The following is a 16,456-nucleotide window of genomic DNA, read 5'->3' as shown; positions in this document are numbered from 1 at the left end:
TGGCTCATCAAATACAATAATTTAGGATTTGAAATGATTCGTGGTTATCGCAAACAAAGCAATTACAAAGGCTTGTTGGTTTTGATTGTTTTGCTTTTTATCATCGCACTTGTGTTTTTTGCAAGTCGCTCTAGTGTGTTTGAACGCAACGCACCAGAGATTTTGTTGGATCAAAGGAGTTTTTGGAATCCCAAACTCCCGATGCCTATTGTTTTCAGGGATGCAAGTGGTATCAAAGAATACACGATCGTGGCGACTTTGGAAAATGGGGACAAAGTGCTTGAGATTGAAGAAGTGGTTTTGGACAAGCCCAAAGAGCTCAAGATCACTTTGCCATTGCCAAATGTTGAGTTGTATGAGGGGATGAAGCTCCATTATCGCATCAGTGTGACAGATTGGAGCAATGCTTCATTTTTCAGTGGCAACACTTCTTACAAAACCTTTGCAATCACTCTAGATTCTTTGTCTCCAAGTATCAATATGTTGGCTTCCTCATTTGCTATCAATTATGGAGGCAGTGCCGCTCTTGTTTTTGCTGTAAAAGAAGAAAATTTGGACAGACTTTATATCAGCAATGGCGTTGATGAGTTTGTGGCTTTTCCTTATATCCGAAAGGGCTATTTTGCTTCAATCATCGCTTGGCCCATCAAAAACAAAACTTTCTCCCTTTCTGTCGTTGCGATCGATAAAGCAGGGAACAAAACTATCTATCGCCCCGGCATTGTTAAACGGGCAAAGGCTTATCGCAACTCAAACCTCAAATTGCAAGATAAAAATTTTGAAAAAGTCGATGGAATGCTTCAAGCTTTGGGCAAAACAGATTTGGCTTCATACTCCCCTCAAGAACGATTTAGGTATCTCAACGAATCAGTGCGTCAAGAGGATGAAAGCATTATCCATCAGGCGTCTTTGAGCTTTGATACAGATACTTTGATCAAAGCCCCTGTAATGTTTGAGCGTTTTTATCCTCTCAAAAATGGTCAATTGGTGGGTTCATTTGGGGATTCAAGGCATTATTTTTACAAAGATCAAAATATCAGCAATTCCTTTCACATGGGACTTGATTCGGCAAGCACCAAAAACGCCCCTATCATTGCCTCCAATGCGGGAAAGGTAGTTTTGGAAAAGAAACTCGGACTCTATGGAAACACGATGATTTTGTATCATCGCCTCGGAATCTCTTCGCTTTATTCTCATATCTCTAAATTTGCATTGGGGTTAGGGGATCAGGTGCAAGAAAACCAAGTGATTGCTTATACAGGTGCGACAGGTTGGGCGTTTGGGGATCATTTGCATTTTTCTGTGTTGGTGCAGGGGCATTTTGTCAGAATCGCTGAATGGATGGACGCTAAATGGATCAAAAACAATATTGTGACGATTTTGCAAAAAGGGGAAAAAATGATTAGAGATTCGGAGAAACAATGAAACAAATAACAATCAAAAAAGCTGTTGAGGTCGTTGGCGTTGGGTTGCACAAGGGGGTTCCTGTCAAAATGCGACTTGAGCCATTACCAGCAGATCGTGGCATTGTGTTTTATCGCACGGACAAAGATGTCCAAATCGAGCTCAAGCCAGAAAATGTTGTGGATACGACGATGGCAACGGTGTTGGGCAAAGGTGATGTGAGGGTTAGCACTATCGAGCATTTGTTGTCAGCAGTCCATGCTTATGGGATTGATAATCTGCTCATTTGCGTGGATAATGAAGAGATTCCTATCATGGATGGCAGTGCCATTGCTTATTGTGCGTTGTTGGATGAGGCAGGTTTGGTGGCATTGGATGCTCGCAAAAAAGCGATTGAGATCAAAAAAGTGATTGAAGTCAAAGATGGAGAGAAGTTTGTGCGTATTGAGCCAAGTCCCAAAACAATATTTGACTTCAAAATCGAATTCAATCACCCAGGAATCAAAGAGCAGAGTTATCGTTTTGTGTTTAGCACAAATGCCTACAAAGAGGAAATCGCCAGGGCTAGGACTTTTGGTTTTTTGAGCGAGGTGAATTATTTGCGTTCTGTGGGACTAGCTAAGGGCGGAGGATTGCATAATTGCATTGTTTTGGATGAGAGTGGGGTGATGAACAAAGAGGGGTTGCGTTACAAAGAGGAGTTTGTGCGTCATAAGATTTTGGATGCTATTGGGGATATGGCGATTCTAGGAATGCCTTTGATTGGCACTTATGTTTCATTTGCAGGAAGCCACAAACTCAATCATTTGCTTACTATGCAGGTTTTGGCTCAAGCTGATGCGTATGAAATCGTGGAGTTGCCAGATTCTGAGGAAGAGAGGGTGGAGGAATATGAACAAGCTTATGCAATGCAAAGACAATAACAATGCACTTGTGATCTTTAGTGTTTCCGCTCCTTTTTTGTGCGGATTATATCGTGATGGGGTTTTGGTGGAGAGTGTGCAGCTTGAATCCAAAACAATGCAGGGGCTTGTAGAAGTGTTTGACAAATATCGTTCTGTGCCTATTGGTCAGATTTTTTATGCAAGGGGTCCGGGTAGCTTTACAGCTATCAAGCTCACTCATGTTTTTTTGCAAACTTGGCAGATTGTGCATGAGATTCCGGTGTTTTCTACGGATAGTTTTTATTTTAATGGTGGCACGCCTATCTATGCATTTGGCAAGCAGTATTTTGTCAAAAATGCAGACGGGGAGATCGGATTGCAGGTTTTTGATGAGGCTTTGGGGTGCGATTTTGCTTTGCCTCAAGTGCTAGATGTGAGTAAGTTTTCTGCACACAATGAGCCTTTGTATGTGCTACCACCTATTTAATCGATAAGGAGAAACTTTGATTATCACCGTTCCTGCCACAAGTGCAAATTTGGGTCCAGGTTTTGATTGCTTGGGCTTGTCTCTCAAGTTTCGCAATCGTTTTGAGATTGTCCCTGCAACACGCACTTTGGTCGAAATCCATGGCGAGGGAAGCACGCGATTGCGTTCAGATGAGAACAATCTCTTTGTGAGGATTTTTCGCGAAACTTTGCGTAGTTTGGGTTGCGATGAAATGGATTATTATTTTAAATTTGACAACAAGATCCCTATCTCAAGGGGTCTTGGCAGTAGCTCTGCAACGATTGTAGGGGCTATCAGCGGAGCTTATTTGATGGCAGGAAAAAGGCTTGATAGAGGGGCGGTTTTGAATCGTGCTTTGATTTATGAAAACCACCCAGATAATATTGCACCGGCAACTTTTGGGGGTTTTGTGATTTCAATGCTTGATAGACAGAGGGTGTTTTATATCAAAGAAAACATTTCAAGAGATATTAAAGCTGTTGTTGTGATTCCAGATAAACCTATGAATACAAAATACGCCCGTTCTATTCTTCCCAAAAAATACACAATGGAAGAATGCGTGTTTAATATTTCTCACGCTAGTTTTTTGAGCGGAGTGTTTTTGAGTGAGAAATGGGAGTTTTTGCGTTTGGCAAGCAAAGATATGTTACATCAGAGGAAACGCATCGCAACTTACCCTGTTTTGCAAGAAGTGCAAAGGTATGCACTTGAGTTTGGAGCATTGACAAGCACACTTTCAGGAAGTGGGTCTAGTATCTTAAATATTTGCTATGCTGATGATCAAGGAAAAATATTCAAAAAACTTTCAGATAAATTTCCTAATTTTAGGGTTTTAGCCCTAGAGTTTGATAATTTGGGTGTTTTGAAACAAGGCTAATTTGGTATAATCAGAGGAAAATATGACGCACCATTCTTTGAAATTTTATTCTGAAAAAAGTATGCGTATGTGTATTTGTTGCAGATTGAGAGAACAGCAAAAAAAAATGCTAAGGTTGAGTTTGAAAGATGGAAAAATCATAGTTTTTGAGGGATTTGGGAGAAGCTTTTATGTGTGCGAAGAATGCCTAAATCATTCGGGGACAATCAAAAAAATTTCAAAAATTAAGAAGCTCTCAGTAGAGTCTGAAGTAAATCTTAAGGAGATGATAGATCAATGGAACAAATAAAGATTATAGAAGTAGCAGGGTATCTTGCAATGAAACCCAAAGATGTGATTGAAAAAGCCAAAGAGATCGGAATCATTGTCAAAACCACAAGTTCAAGCGTGACTGCAGAAGAGGCTGAGCGGATCAGTGATTATGTGATGAATCAAGCAAGTGCTGCCCCAACAACCAAAAAAAGATCCAAAACCACCAAACCACCAGCAGAGGCAGAGCCAGAGAAAAAACCCAAAAAGAGCACAAAAGCAAAGAGTCCAAAACAAGAAGCACAACAAAAAACACCAGCAAGTGAGCCAAAAGAGGAGCCCAAACAAGAACAAACACAAGCCCCTCAATCTGTAGAGAACGAAGAGAAGCAGTTGAGTTCTAAACGCATAGGCTTGACTATCGTCAAAAAGGGGAGCAAAGCCACCCCTAAAACACCTCAAGAAACAGAAGGGACAAAAACAACTCAAGCAATGCCAAGTCTCAAAGATTTGTTCCAAGGAATCGGGCAACAAGATGAGGAGTATAAGCCAAAGTCAAAGAAAAAAGAAAAGCCCAAAGTCCATATTTCCCACAAGCAAAATGAACAAAAAATGGATTTTGAGCGGGAGTTTAGAAGTCTTGATGATGAACGCGATGATGATGAAGTGATGCTGTTTGATCTCAATGAGCAAGAGCTAGTCAATGAAGATGAAGAAAACAGAAAGCGACAGGCGATTGTCGATCGTGTGCAGATTCAAAAACGCAATAAGTGGGTCAATGAAGGGGGAATCAGGCGTGACAAGAAAAAGCGTAGGGCTCCTGTGATCCAGCAAGTTGTGAAACATACGCAAAATCAAATCAGTATTCCTGAAGAAATACGCGTATATGAGTTTGCAGACATTTCAGGTCGCGAGCTCAAAGAGGTCATCGGGGCATTGTTTAAGCTTGGCGTGTTGGTGACAAAAAATGATTTTCTAGATCGTGATGCGATTGAAATTTTGGCAGAGGAATTTAGCATTCAAGTCTCTTTTACCAATATTGTTCCAGAGTTGGAGAGTGTGGAGGAAGAGGAGGATTGGGAGTTGTTTGAACGCCCAGCAGTTGTCACGATTATGGGGCATGTGGATCACGGGAAAACCTCATTGCTAGATTATATTCGCAATTCTAGAGTGGCAAGTGTTGAAGCAGGCGGAATCACTCAACACATCGGTGCATATATGGTTGAAAAAAATGGAAAAATGATTTCTTTTATCGATACTCCGGGACACGAGGCTTTTACGCAGATGAGAATGCGTGGAGCACAAGTGACAGATATTGCTGTGATTGTCGTGGCAGCTGATGATGGGGTCAAGCAACAAACGATTGAGGCACTCAACCACGCAAAAGCTGCAGGGGTGCAAATCATCATTGCAATCAACAAAATGGACAAAGAAAGTGCCAATCCAGACAAAGCAAAAGCAGAGTGTGCAGAGCTTGGATTCACTCCGAGTGAGTGGGGCGGGGAGTATGATTTCATCCCATTGTCTGCTAGGACAGGAGAAGGGGTGGAGGCTTTGCTAGAAACGATTTTGGTGCAGGCTGAATTGATGGAATTGAGGGCAAATCACGCTCCACGAGCCAAAGCTGTGGTGTTGGAGGGAAGCTTGGAAAAAGGGCGAGGTCCTGTAGCCACAGTGATTGTGCAAAATGGAATCTTAAAAGTGGGGGATTCGATTGTGGCAGATACGGCTTTTGGGCGTGTTAGGGCATTGCTTGATGATAGAGGAAATCAAATCAAAGAGCTTTATCCATCGGGCGTTGCGGTGGTGACAGGACTATCAGAGGTGCCAAGTGCTGGTTCTAGCTTGATTTGTGTGGAGAACGATGGGATTGCGCGCGATCACGCAATGCAAAAGGCAAGTTATTTGAGGCAAAAAGAATTGAGCAAAAGCACAAAAGTCAGCTTCGATGAGTTGGGCGAAATGGTTGCAAAAGGTCAGATCAAATCCCTCCCTGTCATTGTCAAAGCAGACACGCAAGGCTCCCTTGAGGCAATCAAGGCAAGTTTGCTGAAACTCAATAACGATGAGGTGGCGATACATATCATTGGCTTTGGTGTCGGAGGCATTTCTGAGAGTGATATTTCTTTGGCGAGTGCCTCAGAGAATTGTGTCATTTTGGGATTCAATGTGCGTCCAACAGGTGTTGTCAAAAACAAAGCCAAGGAATTGCAAGTTGAGATCAAAACTTATTCCATCATTTATGCTTTGATTGATGATATGGAGGCATTGGTTGGAGGAATGATGTCGCCAGTCTTTGAGGAAGAAAACACGGGACAAGCTGAAGTTAGAGAAACTTTCAGTATTTCCAAAGTTGGCACGATTGCAGGGTGCTTTGTCGTAGATGGAAGTATCCAGCGTGGAATCAAAGTGAGGCTAATCCGCGATGGAGTGGTTGTGCATACAGGCTCCATCTCCTCGCTCAAGCGTTTCAAAGATGATGCAAAAGAAGTCAGCAAGGGATATGAGTGCGGGATTATGCTTGAGGGCTACAATGATGTGAGGGTGGGTGATGTGTTTGAGACATACCGAGAAGTTGCCAAAAAGCAAACAAAATGACAGACATCAAACTTGCACGCTCACAAGCTTTGCTCCAAGAGCTTTTGACAGAGGCTTTGGGGACTTTGAGCAATCCCAATCTCAACACTTTGAGCGTCACTCAAGTGAGATGTTCAAAAGGGAAATACCACGCAGAGGTTTTGTTGCACCCTAGTGATTTCACAACGCAAGAACAGGCTCTAATCCTTAAAGAGCTCAATAAAGCAAAGGGGATTTTGCAAGAATATGTGCTGAATGCAAGTGGTTGGTTTAAATGCCCAAATTTTGCTTTTGGATTTGATGAGAGCCTAGAGGGGTTAAATCGTTTGGATCAGATTTTTGCTCAACTCGCACAAGAAAAAGACAAAAGCTAGCAGCTTGCACAATGCTGGCATAATCCATAAAAAATAATAGACAAATCAGAGTATTGAAAATGTTGGGGTAGATTTTGATTGAAAATCAAGTCGCGAGGGTTGCAGTCGAGGTCTGTAATCATTCCACATTGTGTGCATACAAGATGGGGGTGATTGTTGTGCAAAATTTCATAGCGCGCCTTGTTGGATGGAGTTTTGATTTCTTGCAAAACCCCAACTCCACAAAGCGTGCAAACATTTTTGTAGATTGTCGCAAGGGAGATTGATGGGTGTTTTTGTTGGATATGCTCATAAATTTCCTCTATCGTCGCGTGTCCTATGTTTTGTATGGTTTCAAGGATATTGAGGCGTTGCGGTGTGACTTTGAGATTTGTGTTTTTAAGAAGTTGTTCGTATTTTGACATTTTGCACCTTGTTTTGGATACTGAGAGTATTTAATTGCTTGTGTAAAGGTTACCAAAAGAGAAAAAATAAGGCAATAACTTAAGTAAAATATTTTTTATATTTTTTAGATAAAGGATAGATAATGTTTGAGGTTTTTAGTGATTCTTTTCGCAGTATTGCCAACAAGATCCGCTTCAGCGATGATCAGAAGGCTTTGAGCAAAGCTATTGATGAGCTAAAAAAAGCGATGCTCCGCAATGATGTGCATCACAAAGTGGTCAAAGAGATTTTGCAACAAGTTGAAAAGCAGACGATTCAAGAGGGAATCGGAAAACAAAATTTTTTGAAAGCCTTGCAAGATGCTTTGTCAGGAGTGTTGCAAACCAAAGGTAATCAGGGGTTTGTCTTCGCTCCAACTGCTCCAACAAAAATTTTGATGGTTGGATTGCAAGGAAGCGGGAAAACAACAACAACAGCAAAACTTGCCAATTATCTCAAAAACAAAAACAAAAAGGTTTTGCTCGTGCCTTGCGATTTGCAAAGAATGGCAGCGGTGGAGCAATTAAGGCAACTTGCCAAACAAATCGATGTTGATTTTTTTGAATCCGCTCACAAACGCCCTCAAGATGTGGCACAAGAGGCACTTAACTATAGTGCAAGTAGATTCTATGATGTGATTTTGTTTGATACCGCTGGGCGTTTGGCGATTGATGAGGAGTTGATGGAGGAGCTCAAAGAGGTCAAAGATATCGTGAAACCTTTTGAGGTGTTTGATGTGGCTGATAGTTTGAGTGGGCAAGAAGGCGTGAGAAATGCTGAAATGTTTAATCAAAAGATTGGAATCGATGGGGTGATTTTGAGCAAATTTGATAGTGATAGCAAGGGGGGTATTGCCCTATCAATCGCCTATCAATTAGGAATTGCTTTGAGATTTATCGGAAGTGGTGAAAAAGTAGCAGATTTGGACATATTTTTGCCCGATCGCGTCGTTTCAAGATTGATGGGTGCTGGTGATATTGCAGGATTGGCTGAAAAAACAGCAGAAGTGTTTTCAGAAAAAGAGAGCAAAAATATTGTCAAAAAGATTAAAAAAGGGCAGTTTGGTTTTGAAGACTTTTTGGCTCAGATTGAAAATGTCAAAAAGCTTGGGAATCTCGGCAATCTCGTGGGAATGATCCCCGGTATGGGGGGTATGGCTGGTGCATTGAAAAATGTGGATTTGGATAATTCTGCAGAAATCAAAAACATTCGTGCGATGGTCAATTCGATGACAAAAAAAGAACGAGAAAATCCTGATTTACTCAATGGTTCGCGTCGCAAAAGAATCGCGCTTGGCTGTGGGTTGGAAGTGGCAGACATTAATCGCATTATCAAGCAGTTTGACAATGCCTCAAAGATGGCTAAACGCCTTGGAAACAAGGGGGGAATGCAGGATTTGATGGGAATGATGCAACAAATGCGTATGAATGGCAGATTTCCAAAATAAATATAAACTTTGTTTTTTTGTGTAAAATAAAGAACCCTCACAAATTGGGAGTCTATCGCAAGGAGTTTGTATGCAATTCGATTTTTATTCGACTTTTGTCTGTTTGGTGATTGTGTTGTTTTTGGGACGCTTTTTGATTGCTAGAATCAAGTTTCTAGATGATTACAATATCCCTGAACCTGTCGTTGGTGGGTTGCTTGTAGCAGCAGTCATCGCGGTTTTATACAAGGTTTTTGATTTTCATATCACTTTTGCTCCGGAGTTGAAAAATTTTCAAAAAACAATGATGCTTTTTTTCTTTGCTGCAGTGGGCTTGAGTGCAGATTTTGCCTCGCTAAAAAAGGGTGGAATCACATTGGTGAAATTTCTAATCGTAGTGAGCGTGTTTTTGGTGGTCCAAAATCTTGTGGGTGTGGCACTTTCTATGGGAATGGGGCAAGATCCTCTGATGGGAATGCTTGGAGGCTCTATCACGATGAGTGGGGGACACGGGACAGGGACTGCTTGGGCAGGTATTTTTAAGGAAAAATATGGATTGTCTAATGGTCTTGAGATTGCTATTGCTTGTGCAACTTTTGGTTTGATACTTGGAGGTTTGATTGGTGGTCCTGTTGCAAGATATTTGATCAAAGCACATCGGCTCCAAACACCGGGAAATTCTAGTATTTCTGAAAATGTCTCAGGTTTTGAAACCCCCAAAAAACAAAGGCTCATCACTCCCTCAAGCTTTTTGGAATCACTAGCTCTCATTGCTATTGCTTTGTTTGTTGGAACAAAGATTGACACGGCAGTCAAGGGAACTTTTATGGAGCTTCCGACTTTTGTATGGTGCTTGTTTGTCGGAGTTGTTTTGCGTAATTTGTTGTCCTTTTTCAAAGTGCATCAGGTCTTTGATCGTGAAGTTTCTGTGATTGGCAATGTTTCTCTTTCTCTGTTTTTGTCTGCGGCATTGATGACACTCAAAGTTTGGGAACTTGCTGATTTGGCACTTCCGCTTTTGATATTGTTGATTGTCCAAACGATAGTGATTATTTTTTATACGATTTTTGTCACCTTCCGCGTAATGGGCAAAGACTATGACGCCGCTGTTTTGGCTGCTGGGCATTGTGGGTTTGGATTGGGGGCGACACCTACAGCAATCGTGAATATGCAAGCTGTGACACAGCATTATGGCTCAAGCCATGTGGCATTTTTGGTTGTGCCGATGGTTGGTGCTTTTTTTATTGATATTGCAAATGCCTTTGTGATCAATTTCTTTTTAGCTTTGCCAATTTTTGGTTGATATGCAGAAGCTTGTTATCACTGGTGGTGGGACAGGGGGGCATTTGGCAATCGCCAAAGCAATGTTGCAGGAATGTCAAAAAAGAGGGGTGGAGGTGTTTTATATTGGATCGACTTCTGGACAAGACATTGCGTGGTTTCAAAATGAAGAGGGGTTTGAGCAGAAGTATTTTTTGGAGACTTATGGCGTAGTGAATCAACGGGGGCTAAAAGTTTTTCAATCTTTGTATGCACAGATGAAGTCCATCTATCAAGCCTATAAGATTCTAAAAACCATCAAACCGGATGCTTTGATAAGCGTGGGGGGGTATAGTGCAGGACCCGCCTCGTTTGCTGCATTGCTGCATAGAATCCCGCTTTTTATACACGAACAAAATGCGATTAGGGGGAGACTAAATCGTATTCTCTCACCTGTTGCAAAGTGTATTTTTGGGAGTTTTGAAAGCAGTGAAAAGCACTTCATCAAGACTTCTTATCCTGTGAGAGAGGAGTTTTTTGCCAATATGCGTTTGCGTCAAGAAGTCAAATGCGTTTTGTTTTTGGGTGGATCACAAGGTGCTGTGGCAATCAATGATTTTGCACTCAAGATCGCTCCAATATTGGCACAAAGAGGGATGAAGATTTTGCATCAAAGTGGAGAGAAAGATTTGGCAAGAGTGCAAAAAGCCTATGCAGAACTTGGGATTTCAGCCGAAGTGTTTGGATTTAGTGCAGATATGGCGTCTTTGATGCAACAGGCGGATTTGTGTTTTGCAAGAGCGGGAGCTTCTAGTGTGTGGGAGATGTGTGCCAATGCTTTGCCCTGTGTGTATATCCCATATCCCTACGCTGCCGGCAATCATCAATACCACAATGCGATGTATTTTGTCAAACGAGGATTGGGAATGTTGTGTGAGCAACAAGATTTGAATGAAAGCGTAGTAGAACAAGCTTTCAATCTTCCCATTTCTACAATCTCTTCAAAACTTTCTACAGAGATATGTTTTGGCGGAGCAGATGAGATTTATACACATCTCAAGCACCTGTTGCAATGATTTAGGATTTGAGTAAGGATTTGATGAATCTATAGGGGGCATATAAGAATTGTAGAGTGTCTCTGATGAAGCTGATGTAAAGATTGGTGGTTTTGATTCCTCCCATTGCTAGAGCTTTGGCAATATATTGCTTAACAGGCTGTGTTTTGCGGGGGGGGGGGGTGAAATCTATAAAGTCACAGATAAACCCATCAGGTTTATCCACAAGCTCAAAGTGATTCTCATTCAAAGGAGCAAGTGGAACAAACTCAGTAAGAGGGCTTGTGGGTGAGAGATTGTAGATTTTGACTTCAGGCATTTGCAGGGCGAGCTTGAGTGCTTCTGCATCTACATTTTGTGTATGTGCAGGATCTTTAAAATCTTTTTGATCGAAAAATGGAAGTTTGGAGTTGATGTTTTTTTTTCCTTCAACTTCAAAAGCATAGCTAGTGCCACCATCTTGATAGAAATCAATGCCTGTAAGATAGATTTCTTTGTATCCTTGTGCTAGGGCAACGACCAACATCACAATAGCTGAAGTGAAACGCTTCTCATAATAGAGGGCATAGAATTTGTGGAGTGCATTGAACTCTTGCATTTTTTCAAGATAGGGATAGGTGTTTTTCACACTCGGATAATCATATCTTAGCCAACTCTCCAAATCTCTAGGTTTTCCATTGATTTCCCTATCCCAAAGCCCCATCGTGATATTGCAATAAACATCTTCTACAATATATTCTTGGCGTTGTTTGAGATGATGAAGTGTGAAAAACTGCTCTTTGAGAACAAAGGGATTGAAAAACACCCCTTTGATTCTTTTGCCCAAAAAATATTTGGGCTCAAAATAGAATTGATTGCATCGAAATACATCAAAATCTTTGGGCAGACGCATATAGTCAATCTGTGCCAAAGAGGGTCCATTGCCAGCAATGATGATGGGCTTCATCACCAGCACTCTGTATTTTGGATACCCAATTTTTTGGGATCAAAAACAGGTTCTTTGCCTTGGCGTCTTTGCGCTTGAAAATCTTTGAGAGTTTTATGCACAATGGGTGCCAAGAAAAAGATTGCAACGATATTGAGTGTCGCCATAATCGCCATCAGTACATCAGCAAGTTCCCAAGCAATTTCAAGCTTCATTTGTGAGCCAATATAGACAGCCAAAACTGCCAAAACATTGAAAAGAAACATCACGGCTTTAGAATCTGTGAGATATTTGATATTGGCTTGTGCATAGTAGTAGTTTCCTAGAAGAGAAGTGAGTGCGAAGCACACAACAGCAATGCTAACAAAATGCAATCCTATTGGACCAAAAAACCCTTCCATCGCTTTTTGGACTAGAGGCAATGCGGTGCTTCCTCCATCGGCATAGGCTTGAGAGAAGAGCACCAAGAAAGCGGTGCTAGTGCAGATGGTAACCCCAATAAGCACGCTGATGGCTTGCACTAGTCCTTGTTTGACAGGATGTGTTGTGTCAGCAGCAGCAGCAGCATTTGGAGCAGAACCCATTCCTGCCTCTGTCGCAAAAAGTCCTCTTTTGATACCAATCACAACAGCACTTCCAGCAAATCCTCCAAAGATGGCTTGAAAATCAAATGCTTTGGAAAAGATGTCTGCCAACACCGCAGGAAGTGAAGAGAGATTCATAAGTGTGACAATAAGAGCTAGAGCGATATAAAAGAGTGCCATTGCAGGGACGACATAGGCGTTGATTTTGCCAATGAGTGTGCTTTTGCTAAAAAACATAACCCCAGCAATGACAGAGGAAGCGATACCAATGACAATCGTCCAGTGACTATGTTCAAATGCGTTTGGATCGGGATAATACACTGCAAATGCAGAAGTCATTGTATAGGATTGCAAACCATTGAATCCAAAGGCATAAGTTAGAATGAGAGAGATTGCAAACAAAATGCCAAGCCATTTTTGGTTGAGTGCTTTTTGCATATAGTAAGCAGGACCCCCTTTGAAGCCATCGCCATCGCGTGTTTTGTAAATCTGTGCGAGCGTGGATTCTGCAAAAGCACTTGCTCCTCCAAAAAACGCCATCACCCACATCCAAAACACTGCACCAGCACCACCTGAAGCAATCGCTACTGCAATCCCTGCGATATTTCCGATCCCAACGCGAGAAGCTACAGAAATCGCAAGAGCTTGAAACGAGCTGATTCTGTCGTGATTGCCATCTCGTTTTTCCATAATCACTTTGAAGCCTTCTTTGAGCATACTCAATTGAACAAACCCAAGTTTGAAGCTATAAAATACGCTGACTGCAATCAGTAAAATAACCAAATAGTAACCATAGGCAAAAGTGTTGATACTTCCCAAAAACTCGATAATTCTTTCTTCCATTTTACAGATCCTCCATTTGAGATTTAGATTGGCAAATCATTTGCTAAACCTTTTTAGTTTAGCAATTTTTTATGCGAAAAATACAAAAAATTGAAATACAGAGTGTTTGTTGTATAAAATTACACATTTTAATCAAACGATAACAGGGAGTCATCAATGCAGGTTTTTGAGATTGCGAATCGAAAAATTGGGCTAGAGTATCCACCACTTGTGATTGCAGAGCTTGGGATCAACCACGGCGGGAGTTTGGAGGTTGCCAAAGAAATGGTGGATTCTGCTTTTAGGGCAGGTGTGGAGGTGCTCAAACACCAAACACATATCATAGAAGATGAGATGAGCAAGCGTGCGTTGGAAGTGATACCCGGAAATAGCCAAAAAAGCATTTATGAGATTATGCAGGAGTGTGCCCTTGGTGAAGAAGAAGAGTGGGAGCTAAAACATTATGTGGAGAGCAAAGGAATGATTTTCCTCTCTACGCCATTTTCGCGTGCTGGTGCAGATCGATTGGAAAGAATGGGGGTGAGTGCATACAAGATTGGTTCAGGGGAGATGAATAATTTGCCTTTGCTGAAGCACATCGCAAATTTTGGCAAACCTATGATTCTTTCTACAGGAATGAATGATTTGGAGAGTGTGCGTAGGAGTGTGCAGATTTTGCAAGAATATCGCGTGCCATACGCACTTTTGCATACCACAAACCTCTATCCAACCCCTCCACACCTCGTGCGTTTTGGGGCAATGCAAGAGATGATGGAAGAGTTTATGGGCATTCCAATCGGACTAAGTGATCATACTCTCAACAACAATGCGTGCAAGGGGGCAATGGCGTTGGGTGCAAGTATAGTGGAGCGTCATTTTACAGATCACAAAAACAGAGTGGGTCCTGATATTGTCTGCTCTATGGACGAGATGGAATGCAAAGATTTGATTGAGAGTGCTCAAGAAATTTTTGTGATGAGGGGTGGAAAAAAAGAAGTAGCAAAAGAGGAGCAAATAACGATTGATTTTGCATTTGCGACTTGTGTGAGTATCGCAGACATTGAGCCTGGCGAGGTATTGAGTGCCAAAAATGTATGGGTGAAGCGTCCGGGTGTGGGGGAGATCAAAGCAAAAGACTATGAGGGGATTCTAGGCAAAAAAGCCAAAGTTGCGATTGGGCGTGATACACATTTGACTTGGGAGATGTTTGATTGAGAAAAATTGTTTTTGTGAGTGGGACGCGTGCGGATTGGGGGAAAATCAAGCCACTGATACAAAAAGTCAAGGAATGCAAGAAGTTTGAATACAAGATTTTTGCTTGTGGTATGCACCTTTTGGAGCTTTATGGCAAAACTTTTATTGAGATTTTCAAAGATGGGTTTGATGAGGTGTTTTTGGCAAAACCTTATGAGGCAAATGAAAAGATGGATTTGGCTCTTGGGGATTGTATCAAGCAGTTTTCAAGGTTTGTATCAGATTATCAGCCCGATTTGATTGTGGTGCACGGAGATCGTTTGGAGGCTTTGGCAGGGGCGATTGTCGGTGCGTTTAATAATATCTTTGTTGCTCATATTGAGGGGGGTGAGTTGAGTGGAACAATTGATGAAAGCATACGCCATAGTATCAGCAAGCTTGCTCATTTGCATTTTGTGGCAAATCAAGTGGCTCAAAAGCGTTTGTTGCAGCTAGGGGAAAAGGAAGAGAGTGTGTTTGTGATTGGCTCTCCTGATTTAGATGTGATGTGTTCAGATTGTTTGCCTAGTTTTCAAGATTTGGAGGAGCGTTATTATCAGATTCAATCTTTTGGTGGGAAGTATGCGATATTCACATACCACCCCGTTACTACAGAAAATGCCTATTTGGAGGAGAAGCTAGAAGTCGTTTTTGAGGCAATAAAAGAATCAAAAGAAAACTTTGTCATCATTTATCCCAACAATGATTTGGGCTCTAGTCTCATTATCCACAAAATTGAGCAGTGCCGCAATACCCCACATTTTGTTGCATTTAGCTCGATTAAGTTTGAATACTTTTTGACTTTGCTCAAAAATGCAAGTTTCATCATCGGCAATAGTTCTGCAGGAGTGAGAGAGGCACCTTTTTTTGGCATTCCTTGTGTCAATATTGGGACAAGGCAAGAGGGGCGATTTGCCCCAAATGAGGGAATCATCGAAGTGGCAGAGGATAAACAAGAGATTCTCCAAGCAATCAAGAGGGCAAAAGTATTGCAATTAAGCCCTTCTCAAGAGTTTGGTGAGGGCAAAAGTGCCTCAAACTTTATGCAGATTTTGGAAAATGAGGATTTGTGGAATCTCCCATTGCAAAAGAAATTTGTGGATTTTTTATGAAAGTGTTGGCACTTATTCCTGCACGCAGTGGCAGTAAGGGAATCAAAGACAAAAACATCACATCATTTCAAGGAATGCCTTTGATGGCACATACGATTCAAAGTGCGATAGAGAGTGGGGTTTGTGATGAAGTGTTTGTATGCACGGATAGTCAATATTATGCTGATATTGCTAAGGATTATGGAGCGAGCGTGCCGTTTTTGAGAAGTCAAGAGAGTGCTACAGATGAGAGTAGAAGCATTGATTGTGTTTTGGAGTCGTTGCAACGCTACAAAGAAATGGGCAAAGAGTTTGATGTGCTTGTGTTGCTCCAACCCACCTCTCCATTACGCAACGCTAGACATATTCAGGAGGCATATAGGCTTTTTGAGCAAGAGGGCTTTAGGAGTTTGGCGAGTGTGTGTAGAGTGAGAGAGCACCCATTGTTTATGAGAACATTGCAAAATCATCGTTTGGAAGCTTTGCTAGATATGCCTAGCTCTGTGCGACGCCAAGATTTGCAAGAGGTTTATCGAATCAATGGAGCGATTTATATAAATCTTGTATCAATGATGACTTTGCAGACAAGTTTCAATGACAATCAAATCGGCTATGTGATGCAAGAAGCAGAGAGTTTGGATATTGATTCAGAGCAAGATTTGATGTGGGGTGCATTGTGTGTGACATCTCAGAAACAATCAGGAAAAATGTGAAATTAATTCCAAAAACAATATGTTTTTTGAAAAAAATGCTAAAAATACTCT

The 16,456-nt window shown here is 41.5% G+C and carries 16 protein-coding genes; 13 read left to right on the top strand and 3 right to left on the bottom strand.

The window, feature by feature from the left end:
* The first annotated feature begins 33 nt into the window (after window positions 1–33).
* Genes BBW65_RS04625 through rbfA form a run of 7 tightly spaced genes read left to right on the top strand, consistent with a single transcriptional unit; the run spans window position 34 to window position 6,873 of the window.
* On the top strand, window positions 34–1,425 hold the full coding sequence (locus BBW65_RS04625; RefSeq protein ID WP_066340398.1) for a M23 family metallopeptidase: 1,392 nt from the start codon (window positions 34–36) through the stop codon (window positions 1,423–1,425).
* Window positions 1,422–2,327, top strand: a complete 906-nt coding sequence (lpxC, locus tag BBW65_RS04620) for a UDP-3-O-acyl-N-acetylglucosamine deacetylase (RefSeq protein ID WP_066340389.1) — start codon at window positions 1,422–1,424, stop codon at window positions 2,325–2,327. The genes BBW65_RS04625 and lpxC overlap by 4 nt, the downstream gene beginning before the upstream one ends.
* Complete coding sequence (locus tag BBW65_RS04615) at window positions 2,296–2,775, top strand: hypothetical protein (RefSeq protein ID WP_083986066.1); 480 nt, start codon at window positions 2,296–2,298, stop codon at window positions 2,773–2,775. The genes lpxC and BBW65_RS04615 overlap by 32 nt, the downstream gene beginning before the upstream one ends.
* A gap of 16 nt (window positions 2,776–2,791) precedes the next feature.
* Entirely contained in the window at window positions 2,792–3,673 is an 882-nt protein-coding gene (gene thrB / locus BBW65_RS04610) for a homoserine kinase (protein WP_066340387.1), read from the top strand.
* A gap of 22 nt (window positions 3,674–3,695) precedes the next feature.
* Window positions 3,696–3,962: a DUF448 domain-containing protein gene (locus BBW65_RS08135; RefSeq protein WP_066340385.1), complete on the top strand. Its 267-nt coding sequence runs from the start codon at window positions 3,696–3,698 to the stop codon at window positions 3,960–3,962.
* A complete protein-coding gene (gene infB, locus BBW65_RS04600) occupies window positions 3,950–6,520 on the top strand; it encodes a translation initiation factor IF-2 (RefSeq protein ID WP_066340383.1) in 2,571 nt (856 codons plus the stop codon). The genes BBW65_RS08135 and infB overlap by 13 nt, the downstream gene beginning before the upstream one ends.
* Window positions 6,517–6,873 (top strand): 30S ribosome-binding factor RbfA, encoded by a 357-nt coding sequence (gene rbfA, locus BBW65_RS04595; protein WP_066340380.1) that lies wholly within the window; start codon window positions 6,517–6,519, stop codon window positions 6,871–6,873. The genes infB and rbfA overlap by 4 nt, the downstream gene beginning before the upstream one ends.
* Here rbfA and BBW65_RS04590 read toward each other — a convergent pair.
* Window positions 6,870–7,277, bottom strand: coding sequence for a Fur family transcriptional regulator (locus tag BBW65_RS04590; RefSeq protein WP_066340378.1), 408 nt, complete (start codon window positions 7,275–7,277; stop codon window positions 6,870–6,872). The two genes, rbfA and BBW65_RS04590, sit on opposite strands and share 4 nt — an antisense overlap.
* Window positions 7,278–7,399: 122 nt before the next feature.
* Between BBW65_RS04590 and ffh the strand changes: the two genes are divergently transcribed.
* The 3 genes from ffh (at window position 7,400) to murG (ending at window position 11,058) form a co-directional block, all read left to right on the top strand.
* On the top strand, window positions 7,400–8,743 hold the full coding sequence (gene ffh, locus BBW65_RS04585) for a signal recognition particle protein (protein WP_066340376.1): 1,344 nt from the start codon (window positions 7,400–7,402) through the stop codon (window positions 8,741–8,743).
* A gap of 70 nt (window positions 8,744–8,813) precedes the next feature.
* A complete protein-coding gene (gltS, locus tag BBW65_RS04580; protein ID WP_066340374.1) occupies window positions 8,814–10,025 on the top strand; it encodes a sodium/glutamate symporter in 1,212 nt (403 codons plus the stop codon).
* A 1-nt stretch (window position 10,026) separates the two neighbouring features.
* Window positions 10,027–11,058, top strand: a complete 1,032-nt coding sequence (gene murG, locus BBW65_RS04575; protein WP_066340372.1) for an undecaprenyldiphospho-muramoylpentapeptide beta-N-acetylglucosaminyltransferase — start codon at window positions 10,027–10,029, stop codon at window positions 11,056–11,058.
* Window position 11,059: 1 nt separating this feature from the next.
* Here murG and BBW65_RS04570 read toward each other — a convergent pair whose 3' ends face one another.
* The gene (locus tag BBW65_RS04570) at window positions 11,060–11,983 is read right to left on the bottom strand and encodes an alpha-2,3-sialyltransferase (RefSeq protein ID WP_066340369.1); all 924 of its coding nucleotides are present in this window, start codon (window positions 11,981–11,983) and stop codon (window positions 11,060–11,062) included.
* Window positions 11,983–13,389, bottom strand: a complete 1,407-nt coding sequence (locus BBW65_RS04565) for an alanine/glycine:cation symporter family protein (RefSeq protein ID WP_066340363.1) — start codon at window positions 13,387–13,389, stop codon at window positions 11,983–11,985. Before BBW65_RS04565 ends, BBW65_RS04570 begins: the two co-directional genes overlap by 1 nt.
* Before the next feature lie 156 nt (window positions 13,390–13,545).
* Between BBW65_RS04565 and BBW65_RS04560 the strand changes: the two genes are divergently transcribed.
* The 3 genes from BBW65_RS04560 to BBW65_RS04550 are packed head-to-tail and all read left to right on the top strand — an operon-like array spanning window position 13,546 to window position 16,405.
* Entirely contained in the window at window positions 13,546–14,583 is a 1,038-nt protein-coding gene (locus tag BBW65_RS04560; RefSeq protein ID WP_066340358.1) for an N-acetylneuraminate synthase family protein, read from the top strand.
* Window positions 14,580–15,713: a UDP-N-acetylglucosamine 2-epimerase gene (neuC, locus tag BBW65_RS04555; RefSeq protein WP_066340356.1), complete on the top strand. Its 1,134-nt coding sequence runs from the start codon at window positions 14,580–14,582 to the stop codon at window positions 15,711–15,713. The genes BBW65_RS04560 and neuC overlap by 4 nt, the downstream gene beginning before the upstream one ends.
* A complete protein-coding gene (locus BBW65_RS04550) occupies window positions 15,710–16,405 on the top strand; it encodes an acylneuraminate cytidylyltransferase family protein (RefSeq protein ID WP_066341811.1) in 696 nt (231 codons plus the stop codon). Before neuC ends, BBW65_RS04550 begins: the two co-directional genes overlap by 4 nt.
* Window positions 16,406–16,456 lie beyond the last annotated feature (51 nt).

Source organism: Helicobacter enhydrae (assembly GCF_001693335.1).
Taxonomy (GTDB): domain Bacteria; phylum Campylobacterota; class Campylobacteria; order Campylobacterales; family Helicobacteraceae; genus Helicobacter_G; species Helicobacter_G enhydrae.
This window is presented reverse-complemented; position numbering and strand designations above follow the sequence as displayed.